10 protein-coding genes and 1 pseudogene are annotated in these 12,162 nt (G+C 70.6%); 8 read left to right on the top strand and 3 right to left on the bottom strand.

Annotated elements, in window-relative coordinates:
* Positions 1–44 precede the first annotated feature (44 nt).
* Entirely contained in the window at positions 45–1,748 is a 1,704-nt protein-coding gene (locus ACH4XV_RS32295; RefSeq protein WP_395795854.1) for an amidohydrolase family protein, read from the top strand.
* 238 nt (positions 1,749–1,986) lie between these two features.
* On the opposite strand, the gene ACH4XV_RS32290 is transcribed toward ACH4XV_RS32295, so the two are convergent.
* Positions 1,987–2,385, bottom strand: coding sequence for an SseB family protein (locus tag ACH4XV_RS32290; RefSeq protein ID WP_078976240.1), 399 nt, complete (start codon positions 2,383–2,385; stop codon positions 1,987–1,989).
* Between the two features lie 255 nt (positions 2,386–2,640).
* On the opposite strand from ACH4XV_RS32290, the gene ACH4XV_RS32285 reads away from it, so the two are divergent.
* The 3 genes from ACH4XV_RS32285 to ACH4XV_RS32275 all read left to right on the top strand — a co-directional run bounded on the left by ACH4XV_RS32285 (position 2,641) and on the right by ACH4XV_RS32275 (position 6,789).
* Positions 2,641–4,467: an acyl-CoA dehydrogenase gene (locus ACH4XV_RS32285; RefSeq protein WP_395795853.1), complete on the top strand. Its 1,827-nt coding sequence runs from the start codon at positions 2,641–2,643 to the stop codon at positions 4,465–4,467.
* 139 nt (positions 4,468–4,606) lie between these two features.
* On the top strand, positions 4,607–5,389 hold the full coding sequence (locus ACH4XV_RS32280; RefSeq protein WP_395795852.1) for a maleylpyruvate isomerase family mycothiol-dependent enzyme: 783 nt from the start codon (positions 4,607–4,609) through the stop codon (positions 5,387–5,389).
* Positions 5,390–5,502: 113 nt separating this feature from the next.
* Positions 5,503–6,789: a M18 family aminopeptidase gene (locus ACH4XV_RS32275; RefSeq protein WP_395795851.1), complete on the top strand. Its 1,287-nt coding sequence runs from the start codon at positions 5,503–5,505 to the stop codon at positions 6,787–6,789.
* Positions 6,790–6,854: 65 nt separating this feature from the next.
* Here the strand turns inward: ACH4XV_RS32275 and ACH4XV_RS32270 are convergent.
* Positions 6,855–8,303: pseudogene (locus ACH4XV_RS32270) on the bottom strand (thioredoxin-like domain-containing protein); the annotation flags it as partial.
* Positions 8,304–8,463: 160 nt separating this feature from the next.
* Between ACH4XV_RS32270 and ACH4XV_RS32265 the strand changes: the two are divergent.
* From ACH4XV_RS32265 to ACH4XV_RS32255, 3 genes are all read left to right on the top strand, one after another.
* A complete protein-coding gene (locus ACH4XV_RS32265; protein ID WP_395795850.1) occupies positions 8,464–9,015 on the top strand; it encodes an LURP-one-related/scramblase family protein in 552 nt (183 codons plus the stop codon).
* A gap of 101 nt (positions 9,016–9,116) precedes the next feature.
* Positions 9,117–9,686: a SigE family RNA polymerase sigma factor gene (locus tag ACH4XV_RS32260; RefSeq protein WP_395795849.1), complete on the top strand. Its 570-nt coding sequence runs from the start codon at positions 9,117–9,119 to the stop codon at positions 9,684–9,686.
* A gap of 11 nt (positions 9,687–9,697) precedes the next feature.
* On the top strand, positions 9,698–10,366 hold the full coding sequence (locus ACH4XV_RS32255; protein WP_395795848.1) for a hypothetical protein: 669 nt from the start codon (positions 9,698–9,700) through the stop codon (positions 10,364–10,366).
* Between the two features lie 51 nt (positions 10,367–10,417).
* On the opposite strand, the gene ACH4XV_RS32250 is transcribed toward ACH4XV_RS32255, so the two are convergent.
* Positions 10,418–11,191, bottom strand: coding sequence for a carbon-nitrogen family hydrolase (locus tag ACH4XV_RS32250; RefSeq protein WP_380030549.1), 774 nt, complete (start codon positions 11,189–11,191; stop codon positions 10,418–10,420).
* A gap of 149 nt (positions 11,192–11,340) precedes the next feature.
* Between ACH4XV_RS32250 and ACH4XV_RS32245 the strand changes: the two genes are divergently transcribed.
* Positions 11,341–12,153, top strand: a complete 813-nt coding sequence (locus tag ACH4XV_RS32245) for a maleylpyruvate isomerase family mycothiol-dependent enzyme (RefSeq protein ID WP_395795847.1) — start codon at positions 11,341–11,343, stop codon at positions 12,151–12,153.
* The last annotated feature ends 9 nt before the right edge of the window (positions 12,154–12,162 follow it).

Genomic DNA, 12,162 nt, shown 5'->3' with positions numbered 1-12,162 from the left:
AATTAACCGGATCAAAGGCTGTGCCGAGGGAAGGTACGAACGCCATGGCGAACCACGACCTGGTCATCAAGGGCGGCATCGTCGTCGACGGTTCCGGCAACCCGCGCGTTCGCGCGGACGTCGCGATCACCGACGGCGTGATCACCGCGATCGGGCGCGTCCCCGCCGAGGACGCGGATCGGGTGATCGACGCGACCGGACTGATCGTCGCGCCCGGCTTCATCGACCTGCACACGCACTACGACGGCCAGGTCTTCTGGGACCCGTACCTGACCACGTCCGGCCCGCACGGGGTGACCTCCGTGGTCACCGGCAACTGCGGCTTCGGCTTCGCCCCGGTGCGCGAGGACATGCGCGATCGCGCGATGTTGTCGATGACCGCCGTCGAGGACATCCCCACCGAGACCCTGCGCGAGGGCATGCCCTGGGACTGGGTCACCTTCCCCGAATACCTGGACAGCGTCGAGCGCACCCCCAAGGCGGTCAACGTACTGCCCTACGTTCCGGTCAACCCGCTGCTGATCTGGGTGCTCGGCCTGGAGCGGGCGAAGGCGGGCGCGCTGCCCACCGACGCCGAACACGCCGAACTGGCCCGCCTGTTGACCGAGGCGATGGACGCCGGCGCGGGCGGCTGGTCGGCGCAGTGCCTGGGCGAGCCGGGCAACCCGAACGGCCGGCTGATGCAGGGCGACTTCGACGGTACGCCGATGCCCACCGACATCATGTGGCCGCAGACCCGGCTGGCCCTGGCCGAGGCTCTGGCCAAACAGGGCCGCGGCTTCATGCAGGTGTCCGGCACGCAGATCACCGAGGAGGAGTACGAACACCTCGTCGAGGTCGCCGGCCGACCCCTGATCTGGAACGCGGTGATCGCCAACTCGCGCAGCGGCGGCCTGTACCGGCGCAAGATCGAGTGGCTGCGCAGCTGCCAGGAGCGCGGCATCCCGATCTACGGCCAGGCGATGACCACCGACGTCCCGGTGCCGTTCAGCTTCCTGTACGGCGGCGTGTCCACCCGCCCGCCGGTGGCCACGATCTTCGCGGCCGAGACCGTGGAGGCCAAGATCGCGCTGCTGAACGACCCGGCGATCCGCGCCGAACTGCGGGAGTTCGACCCGCTGTTCTACCACCTGTACCCGGACATGAAGCTGCACCGCACCTTCACCGAGGAGTACAAGCAGTACGAGGGCCTGTCGTTCAAGGAGATCGGCGCGCGGCTCGACCGGCACCCGGTGGACGTGCTGTGCGACGTCACCATCGCCGACGGCCTGACCACCGAGGTGCACACCGGCCAGTTCAACGCCACGCTGGAGGGCCTGAAGGAACTCGTGGGCTACGAATACCTGTTGCCCGGCCTGTCCGACGGCGGCGCGCACCTCAAGACGCTGAGCGCGGGCATGTACGGCACCGAGTACATCGTCGAGTACGTCCGCAAGCACGCCTGGACCTCACTGGAACAGGCCCACTGGCGGTTGTCCGGACTGCCCGCCCGGTGTGCGGGCTTCACCGACCGCGGCGTGCTGAGCGTCGGCGCCGCGGCCGACATCATCGTCTACGACTACGACGAACTTGCCTACGGTGAGCCGAAGTTCGTCCACGACCTGCCCGGCGGCCAACTGCGCACGGTGATCGACGCGAAGGGCTACCGGCACATCCTGGTCAACGGCCGGGTGACGGTCGAGAACGACGAGCCCACCGGCGTGCACAGCGGTCGACTGCTGCGCCACGGAAAGGCGAACCCCCGCTGACCCGAACGCCCCCGCCGACTCGTACGCATGGATCCGGTCCGCGCCCGGGTAGGCATGCGACACCGCGAACACGGACGAGCAAGGGGGCGCGATGTCGAAGAAGACCCGCAAGCGCAAGTCCCGTCGCAAGCACCGGGCCAACCACGGACACCGCCCGGCCTGATCGCACCACCGACCCGGACGCGCCGGCCGTCATCGAGGATGACCGCCGGCGCGTCCGGCCGTTGCAGTGCCGCCGTCAGCCGTACATCCGCCGCATCGCGAAGGCGATCATCTGCTCTATGGCCTTGGCGTCGAACATCACCCGGTGCTCGCCGTCGAGGTCGAGCACGAAGCCGTAGCCGTTGGGGAGCAGGTCGAGCACCTCGGCACCGGTGACGGTGAAGTGTCTGGACTCCTCGCCGGCGTACTTCTTGAGTTCGGCGAGGGAGCTGAACATCGGGATCACCGGCTCGGGGGTGTTGTGCAGGGCCAAAAAGCCCGGGCGATCCCCCCTCGGGCAGAAGACCTTCGACGCGATGAAGATGGACTGGAAGTCCTCGCCGTTCATGACGCCCGTGGCGAACGCGCGCACGGCGTCGGTGAGCGCCGGCGCCTCCGCCCGGGCCTGGGGTTCCTCGGTTGCGTAGCCGTACACACCACGAGGCTAGCGGGTCCGCGGCCCGGGTTTGAGCCCTCCGCCCGGACGGTCATGGATACCTGATGGCAACGCGATGGGAACCTCTCGGGGATTGAAAAAGTTACCCATGGGTACGATCATTATGTTACCGACCAGTACACTGGGTTTCGGATCGCTTCGGTCGGTCGCTCGATTCTTCGGGTCGAGCCGCCGATCCGTCGGGCAGTTTCAGTCAGCGCAGTACACCGGACGCAACCACGGGCGGAGCCTGTCATGGGTCACTACAAGTCGAATCTCCGCGACCTGGAGTTCAACCTGTTCGAGGTCTTCGGGCGCGAGCAGGTCTATGGCACGGGTCCGTTCGCGGACATGGACGTCGAGACGGCCAGGTCGATCCTGTCCGAGGTCGAGCGCCTCGCCGTGAACGACCTCGCCGATTCCTTCGCGGAGGGCGACCGCAACCCACCCGTGTTCGATCCGGCGACGCACTCGGCCACGCTGCCCGAGGCGTTCAAGAAGTCGTACAAGGCCTACATGGACTCCGAGTGGTGGCGCCTCGCGCTCCCGGAGAGCATGGGCGGCACCAACTGCCCGCGTTCGCTGCGCTGGTCGGTGGCCGAGCTGGTGCTCGGCGCCAACCCGGCGCTGTGGATGTACGCGGCCGGCCCCGACTTCGCCCAGGTGCTGCACACGCTCGGCACCGAGGAGCAGCGCAAGGTCGCCGGCTTCATGGTCGACCGCCAGTGGGGCTCCACGATGGTGCTCACCGAGCCCGACGCCGGTTCCGACGTCGGCGCGGGTCGGACCAAGGCGGTGCGGCAGGAGGACGGCACCTGGCACATCCAGGGCGTCAAGCGCTTCATCACCTCCGGTGACCAGGACATGACCGAGAACATCATCCACCTGGTGCTGGCGCGCCCGGAGGGTGCGGGCCCCGGTACCAAGGGCCTGTCGCTGTTCGTGGTGCCGAAGTTTCACTTCGACCCGGAGACCGGCGAGCTCGGCGAGCGCAACGGCGCCTTCGTCACCAACGTCGAGCACAAGATGGGCCTCAAGGTCTCCACGACCTGCGAGCTCACCTTCGGCGAGCACGGCGTCCCGGCCGTCGGCACCCTGGTCGGCGAGGTGCACAGCGGCATCGCGCAGATGTTCAAGATCATCGAGTACGCCCGGATGATGGTCGGCACGAAGGCCATCGCCACGCTGTCCACCGGCTACCTCAACGCGCTCGAGTACGCGAAGGAGCGCTTCCAGGGCGCCGACCTCGCGCAGATGACGAACAAGGCCGCGCCGCGCGTGTCCATCACGCACCACCCGGACGTGCGCCGCTCGCTGCTCACCCAGAAGGCGTACGTCGAGGGCATGCGCGCACTGGTGATGTACACCTCCTCGTGGCAGGACCGGATCGAGGGCGCCGCGCTGACCGGCGACACGGACGAGACCGCGGACCGGGTCAACGACCTGCTGCTGCCGATCGTCAAGGGTTACGGCTCGGAGAAGTCCTACGAGCAGCTCGCCCAGTCGCTGCAGACCTTCGGCGGGTCGGGCTTCCTGCAGGAATACCCGATCGAGCAGTACATCCGCGACGCCAAGATCGACACCCTCTACGAGGGCACCACCGCGATCCAGGGTCAGGACTTCTTCTTCCGGAAGATCGTCCGCGACCAGGGCAAGGCGCTGACCGTGGTGGCCGGCGAGATCCAGGAGTTCATCGCCGCGCACGCCGAGGGCGAGCTGGCCGCCGAGGTCAAGCTGCTCGCGACCGCCGCCGAGGACGTCCAGGGCATGGTCGCCGCGATGATCAACCAGCTGATGGCGTCCGAGCAGGAGATCGACTCGATCTACAAGGTCGGCCAGAACACCACCCGCCTGCTGCTCGCCGCCGGCGACCTGGTGGTCTCGTGGCTGCTGCTGCGCCAGGCGTCGGTGGCGCTGGCCAAGCTGGCCGGCACGCCCGGTCGCGACGAGGCGTTCTACCAGGGCAAGGTCGCCGCCGCGAAGCACTTCGCGCGGGAGATCCTGCCGCTGCTCACCCCGCAGCGGCTGATGGTCGAGCAGATCGACAACGCCCTGATGGACCTCCCGGAGGCGGCCTTCTAGTTCGGGCCGCTCGGACTGCACGAGGCGCCGTCTCCCGCTCCCGGGCGAGAGGCGGCGCCTCGCCGCGTCGTGGCGTCGTCCTGCCCCGAGGGGGTTGCCGTCGGTCCCGGCGAGTGCCTCGGGCCTCTACCGTGAGGCCATGACTTCGCTGAGCCACGACCGCCACTGCGCCGAGATCGTCGCGCAGACCGATCTGCTTCGGGCCACGATCGAGGGGGCCGACCTGACCGTGCCCGTGCCGTCCTGTCCCGGGTGGAACGTCGGGCAGTTGTTGCGGCATCTGGGCGGCGGCCAGCGCTGGGCGGCGAAGACGGTCCGGAGCCGGGCCGCCGAGCCGGTCGCCGATCAGGACTTCCGCGACCTGGCCGCGTACACCCACGAGGATCCCGCCGTACTCGGGCCGTGGCTGGCCGAGGGGGCCGCGGCGTTGGCGGAGGCGTTGCGCGAGGCCGGGCCCGACGCGGCGCTGTGGACGCCGGTCACCGGCGGCACCGCGACGTTCTACGCCCGGCGCTTCACCCACGAGACCGCGCTGCACCGGGCCGACGCGACGCTCGCGCTCGGCGCGGACTACGTCCTGGACCACGAGGTCGCCGCGGACGCGCTCGACGAATGGATGGAACTCGGCGCGCTGCCCATGCACTTCGAGGTCCACCCGCGGATGCGCGAACTGCTCGGCCCCGGCCGCACCGTGCACCTGCACGCCACCGACGTCGCGGACGCGGAGTGGGTGCTCGACCTCACCGGCGACACGATCACCTGGCGGCGGACGCACGAGAAGGCCGCGGTGGCGCTGCGCGGGCCGCTGGTCGAGTTGTTGCTGGTCACCTACAAGCGGCGCACCCCCGCCGAGGCGGACGTCGAGATCCTCGGCGACGCCGACCTGCTCGCGTTCTGGCTCGACCGGGTGAGCTTCGGCTGAACCGCGCCCACCGGGTCGCCGCTCCGGGCCGCGCCGGGGGCGGGGCGTAGGCTCGTCGGCGGACAACCGCCACGATCCTCGCGGCCGAGCGGGCCGCGCACCTTGGAGTATGCATGCCCTCGCCGCGCTTCGACCGGAGTCACACCGATGATCTGATCGCGTTCATCGGCGCCAGCCCGTCCCCCTACCACGCGGCCGCGAACGTGGCCGAGCGGCTGGAGGCGGCGGGCTTTCGGCGGCTCGAGGAGACGGCCGCGTGGGACGGCGAGGCGGGCGGGCGCTACGTGCTGCGCGGCGGCGCGATCGTGGCCTGGTACGTGCCGGAGGGCGCGGAGAGCACCCGCGGCTTCCGGATCGTCGGCGCGCACACCGACTCGCCGACGCTGCGGGTCAAGCCGCTGCCCGACACCGGCGCGGCCGGCTGGCGGCAGATCGCCGTCGAGGTGTACGGCGGCCCGCTGCTGAACTCCTGGCTGGACCGCGACCTCGGCCTGTCCGGCCGGATCGTGCTGCGCGACGGCCGCGAGCGCCTGGTCTTCGTCGACCGGCCGCTGCTGCGGGTGCCGCAGTTGGCGATCCACCTGGACCGCGCGGTCAACGAGGCCGGGCTGCAACTGGACAAGCAGCAGCACATGACCCCGATCTGGGGCCTCGGCCCGGTCGACGAGGGCGCGCTGATCCGATTCGTGGCCGAGGAGGCCGGGGTGCCCGCCGGCGACGTCACCGGGTGGGACCTGATGGTCCACGACGTGCAGAAGCCGAGTTACCTCGGCCGCGATCGCGAACTGCTCGCCGCGCCGCGCCTGGACAACCTGCTGTCGGTGCACGCGGGGCTGGCCGCGCTGCTCGCCGCCGCGCACGAGGGGGCGGTGCACATCCCGGTACTCGGCGCGTTCGACCACGAGGAGACCGGCAGCGACTCCACCACCGGCGCGGGCGGGCCGCTCCTGGAGACGGTGCTGACCCGGATCGTCAGCGGGCGCGGTGGCTCGCTCGACGACCGCGCGCGGGCGTTCGCCGACTCGTTCCACCTCTCCAGCGACGTCGGGCACGCGGTACACCCGAACTACGTCGGTCGACACGAGCCGGGCCACCACCCCGTACCCAACGGCGGCCCGATCCTCAAGGTCAACGCCAATCAGCGCTACGCCACCGACGCGCGCGGTCGGGCCGTGTGGACCGCCGCGTGCGAGCGTGCGGGGGTGCCGGCGCAGGTCTTCGTGGGGATCAACTCCCTTCCCTGCGGCACCACGATCGGCCCGATCACCGCCACTCGCCTCGGCATCGAGACCGTGGACGTCGGCGCGGCATGCCTGTCGATGCACTCCTCGCGCGAACTCTGCGGCGCCGACGACCCGTTCCTGCTCGCCTCGGCCGCCGCGGCGTTCCTGGAGGGCTGAGCACGAGCGCCCGGGGAGCGGCCCGCGATGCGCGCGGCCGCTCCCCGGACCCGCGGCTACGTGTGCGGGAGGCGGAATTTGCGGACCCGGTGGGCCGAGGACTCGACCACGGTCAGGTACAGGTCCTCGTCCATGTCGGCCACCACCGCCACCGCGGCCGGCTCCTCCAGACCGGTGAGCAGGGTCGACACGAACCCGTCCGAGGGGTCGTAGCGCCGCACGGCGCCGTTGTAGGTGTCCGCGACCACCACCGAGCCGTCCGGCAACGTATCCACGCCCAGCGGGTGTTGGAACAGCGCGTGCTCGGCCGGGCCGTCGCGCAGGCCGAAGTCGAACAGGCCGCGCCCGACCACCGTCTCGATGCCGCCGTCCACGAGCCGGCGCAGCGCCGAACTCTCCGCGTCCACCAGCCACAACGTATGGCCGTCGGGGGAGACCGCCAGGCCCGAGGGCTGAGCGAGGCATGCGGTGTCCACCGGGCCGTCCTCCATGCCCTCGTCGGTGGTGCCGGCCAGCACCCCGACCCCCTCGCCCACCGGGTCGAACTCCCAGAGCTGGTGGACCCCGGCCATCGCCACGATGATCCGGCCGCCGAACCACGCCACGTCCCACGGGCTGGAGAGGTCGATCGTGCGGGCCGCGCCGTGGTCCTCCGCGCCGCGTCGGCGCTGCCGGCCCGTGCCCGCGACGGTCCGGATCGACCCGGTGGCCAGCGAGACGCCGCGCAGCGCGTGGTTGGCGGTGTCGGCGACCACCACGTCGTAGCGCACGTGTGCGGCCACCTCGGGCGGCAGCAGCGCCATGCCGTGCGGCTCGGCCAGCATCGCGTGCCGGGGTCCGCCGTCGAGCAGCCCGCGCCGCCCGGTCCCGATCCGGCGCAGCACCGTGCGCCCGTCGTCGGAGAGTTCGGCGAGCGAGTGGTGGCCGGTGTCGGCGACCAGGAGCGCCCCCGACGGCAGCCGGAGCACCTGGCCCGGGAAGCGCAGGTCGGTGCGCGGGGTCTCGGGCCGGTCGACCTCCTCGGCGGACCGGCGCAGCGTGCCCTTGCCGTCGTGCTCGGCGACCAGGTCGGCGATCAGCGTCTCGATCTCGCCCGCGTGGCCCTCGCCGGACAGTTGCGCGACCACGTAGCCCTCGGGATCGACGACCACCAGGGTCGGCCAGGCGTGCACCGCGTACTGCTTCCAGGTGCTCAGCTCCGGGTCGTCCAGGACCGGGTGGCATACCTCGTGCCGCTGTACCGCGCACACCACCGTGCCGTGTTCCGCCTCGTGTTCGAACTTGGGCGAGTGCACGCCGATCACGGTCAGCACGTCGCGGTGGCGCTCCTCCAGGCCGCGCAACTCGGCCAGCACGTGGTGGCAGTTCACGCAGGCGGAGGTCCAGAAGTCCAGCAGCACGATCCGCCCGCGCAGCGCGGCCAGCGTCGGGCCCGGGCCGGCGGTGTTGATCCAGCCTCCGGAACCGGACAGCTCGGGGGCCCGGACCCTGGCTCGACGCGCGGTGCTGCTCATGATTCGAAGTGAACCATCCACCTCGGTCGCGAGCCGCCGGCCCGCGCGGGTACGGGCCGCACCCCACCCAACCGGGTGTATCCGTACCGCCGCACGCCGGCGTGCCGAAGACGACTGAACGCCGCCATATCGGGCAGTCTGCCGACAAGGTGAGGCGACCGTGGAGGCACCAGTGTTCGGGGACGAGTACGACGGCAGCACCCAGCTCTACCCGGGGATTCCGCCCGGCCGCTATCTCGTGCGGGAGAAGATGTTCGCGATCGGCGACGACTTCTGGGTCACCACCGAGGACGGGGAGAAGGTCTATCTGGTCGACGGCAAGGCACTGACCCTGCACGACCGGCTGGAGCTCAAGGATTCCGCCGGCACGGTGTTGGCGACCGTGAAGAAGAAGATCGTCAGCATCCATCATTCGATGAAGGTGCAGGACGCGACCGGCGAGACGGTCGCCACGGTGCGCAAGAAGATGTTCACCCCGCTGCACGAGGCGTTCACGGTGGAGCTCGCGGTCGGGGCCGAACTCACGGTGCGCGGCGACATGTTCCACCACGAGTACGGGATCTCCGGACCGAACGGGCCGGTCGCCCAGATCACCCGCAAGTGGCTGCGGGTGCGGGACACCTACGGCATCGACATCGCGCCCGGCTGGGATCATGCGTTGATCATCGCGATCGCGGTGTGCGTGGACCGGTTGAGCGACGACGAGGACTGAGCCCGCGCGGAGCCCGCCGACCCGCCGACCGCCGACGGTTCGGCGGGTTCGGCATAGAACCGCCTGCCCCCACACGTCTGTTCGGGTGAAAGGGGGCACGGTTGAGATCCCAACGGGAAGAAGACGAGTTCCGCGTCTTCGTCGAGGCCCGGCGGACGGCTCTGGTGCGCACCGCGTACCTGCTGTGCGGCGATCGCGACGAAGCCGAGGACCTGGCCCAGGCCACGCTGACCAAGGCGTATACGTCCTGGACCCGCGTGTCCGCGGCGCAGAGCCCCGACGCCTACGTGCGGCGGATCATGGTGAACACCCATCTGTCCCGGGTCCGGGTCCGCCGGGTGACGCACTTCCTCACCGACCGGCTGCCGGATCGGGCCGGACCCGACTCGACCGGCGCGGTGGCCGAACGCAGCGTGCTGATGGCCGCGTTGGGCCGGTTGCCGGCGGGTCGACGGGCGGCGGTGGTGCTGCGCTACTGGGAGGACCGTCCGGAGTCCGAGGTCGCGCAGATCCTCCGTTGTGCGGTCGGTACGGTGCGCAGCCAGACGTTCAAGGGACTCGCCCAACTTCGCAGGGATCCCCAACTGACCGATCTGTTCCCGGAACAGACGGAATCCCCCTCGACTTCGGATACGGAGGTGCGGCCATGGCCGACGACGGCACCGCACTGAGGGAGGCGTTCATGGCAGAGATCGAGGCGGCGCGGTTGACCCCGCCGACGGCCGACGCGGCGATCCGCGACTCGCGCAAGCGCCGTTGGCGCGGGTTCACGTTCGGCGTGGCGACGGTGACCGCGCTGGTGTTGGGCGGCGGCGGCGCGGTCATCGCGGGGGGTGTGCTGGACGAGGACGGCAATTCCAACGACATCGTCTCCGTCGATGCCGGCACCCGCCCTCCCGGTGCTTCGCCCGACATCGTGGGCACGGGCGTGGTGGCGGGGAGGTCGTGGACGTACCGGGCCTGGACGGAGGGTCCCGAGCGCACCTGCTTCGAGGAAGTCGAGAAGCATTTCGTCGGAGACTTCGGGGCGGCGTGCAACGTCCGCCCGGGGCGGACCGCGAAGGACAAGGCGAACGACCACAACCGGTTCGGCGGCGGCGGCTCCCTCGGCCCCGTCGAGGGCGAGAAGGACCTGTACGCGGCGGCGTTCCAGGCCGAGGTCTCCCCCGACGTCGCCTATCTGGAGGTCACCTGGCGGGGGCACAAGGACCCGGTGGTGATCCACCCCGTGCAGATCGACCCCGAGACGCGCGTCTACGTCCTGGTCGTGACCGCACGCAAGGCGGCGCCCGCGTACGAACTCAAGGCGTACGACGCGGCGGGCAAGGAGATCGAGAACATCTACCTGTGAAGCCGGCCCACGGCATCGCGCCGCGGGCCGGCTCCCGACGAATTCCGCGGCTCAGAACACCCGGTTTTGCAGCACCGGGAAGTCCTCGCGGGTCTTGGCGACCAGCGCCGGGTCGATCTCGGCGGTCAGCACGGTCTGTTCGGTCCCCGCCTCGGCGACGATCTCGCCCCACGGGTCGATCACCATGCTGTGCCCGCCCATCGCCTGACCGCCCTGCTCGCCGGTGACGTTGCAGGCGAGCACGAACATCTGGTTCTCGATCGCGCGGGCGCGGGACAACACGCGCCAGTGCTCGACCCGCCGCGCCGGCCACGCGGCGGGCAGCACCAGCACCTCCGCACCCGCGTCCAGGATGCGCCGGAACAACTCCGGGAAGCGCAGGTCGTAGCACGTCGCCAGGCCCACCTCGGCCCACGGCATGCGGACCTGCGCGGTCTCGGTGCCGCGCGAGATCAGCGCGGCCTCTCCCCCGGTGAAGCCGAAGCGGTGGATCTTGCGGTAGGTGCCGCGCAACGCGCCGTCGGGGTCGAAGACCAGCGACGTGTTGTAGAGGTTGTCGTCCGGGCCGCGTTCGATGATGCTGCCGGCGTGCAGCCAGACGCCGGCGTCGCGCGCCGCGCGGCCCATCGCCTGGGCCGCCGGACCGCGTACGCCCTCGGCGTCCGTCTCCCAGTCGTCGTAGACCCAACCCGTGTGCAGCCACAGTTCCGGCAGCACCACGAGGTGGTCGCCGCGTCGGCCTCGGACCAGCGCGGTCACCTCGGCCAGGCGCTCGCGGGCGGGCACCGCCGGGTCGACGTCGAGTTGTACGAGCGAAACGCGCACTTTCCCCTCACCTACACCGCTTGCTTCCCGCGAACGGGCTGACCGCAGGATCTTTGGCAGCGTAACGTGCCTGCCAGGATCCCGGACCACGTCAAAGCAACGGTCGCTCCCCTCCATTCGACCGGTGACGCAGCGACGAGAGGTAGTACGTGACCATCGACCTGAAAACGCACGTCGACGCCTGGGAGCACTCGGTGCGCTCCCTCAAAGATCTGGTCTCCACCCTGACCGAGGGCCGGTGGAGCAGCCCGACCGAGTGCCCGGGCTGGTCGGTCCGGGACGTGGTGTCCCACGTGATCGGCATCGAGTCGGAACTGCTCGGCGATCCGCGGCCGATCCACACGCTGCCGCGCGATCTCCGACATGTGCACGACGAGTTCAGCCGCTACACCGAGATACCGGTGGACGTGCGGCGCTGCCACACCTCGCCGGAGATGACCGGCGAACTGGAGTACGTGATCCTGCGCCGGCGCCGGATGCTCGACGAGTGCGACCGGGCGCCGGACGACGAGGTGCGCGGGATCATGGGCCGCAGCGTCCCGTACCGCTTCCTGCTCACCCAGCGGGTGTTCGACGTGTGGGTGCACGAGCAGGACGTGCGGCGCGCGATCGGGGAGCCCGGCAATCTGGACTCGCCGGCCGCGCTGATCACCCGCGACTTCCTGCTCGCCGGGCTGGCCCGGGTGGTGGCCAAGGACGCCAAGGCGCCGGCGGGCGCGTCCGTGGTGTTCGACGTGACCGGGCCGGTGGAGTTCATGCGCACGGTCACGGTGGACGAGAACGGCCGGGGCCGGCTCGACGGCCGGGTCCCGCTGGGGCCGCTGGTGTCGATCGCCACCGACTGGGAGACGTTCGTGCGGTTGATGTGCGGTCGGGTCGCGCCGAACCGGGCCGAGGTGCGGATCGAGGGCGACCCCGACCTCGCGCAGCGCATCCTGGGCAGCATGGCCGTCACGCCCTGAGCCGTCGCC

Source organism: Embleya sp. NPDC020630 (assembly GCF_044334985.1).
Classification (GTDB): domain Bacteria; phylum Actinomycetota; class Actinomycetes; order Streptomycetales; family Streptomycetaceae; genus Embleya.
The sequence above is the reverse complement of the archived record's forward strand: the minus strand, read 5'-3'. Positions and strand labels throughout refer to the sequence as shown.

What these genes read in the sequence shown, in the direction of transcription:
- ACH4XV_RS32295 (WP_395795854.1), top strand. Translation starts at nt 45, where the DNA reads ATGGCGAACCACGACCTGGTCATCAAGGGCGGCATCGTCGTCGACGGT.
- ACH4XV_RS32255 (WP_395795848.1), top strand. Translation starts at nt 9,698, where the DNA reads ATGGCAGAGATCGAGGCGGCGCGGTTGACCCCGCCGACGGCCGACGCG.
- ACH4XV_RS32275 (WP_395795851.1), top strand. Translation starts at nt 5,503, where the DNA reads ATGCCCTCGCCGCGCTTCGACCGGAGTCACACCGATGATCTGATCGCG.
- ACH4XV_RS32285 (WP_395795853.1), top strand. Translation starts at nt 2,641, where the DNA reads ATGGGTCACTACAAGTCGAATCTCCGCGACCTGGAGTTCAACCTGTTC.
- ACH4XV_RS32280 (WP_395795852.1), top strand. Translation starts at nt 4,607, where the DNA reads ATGACTTCGCTGAGCCACGACCGCCACTGCGCCGAGATCGTCGCGCAG.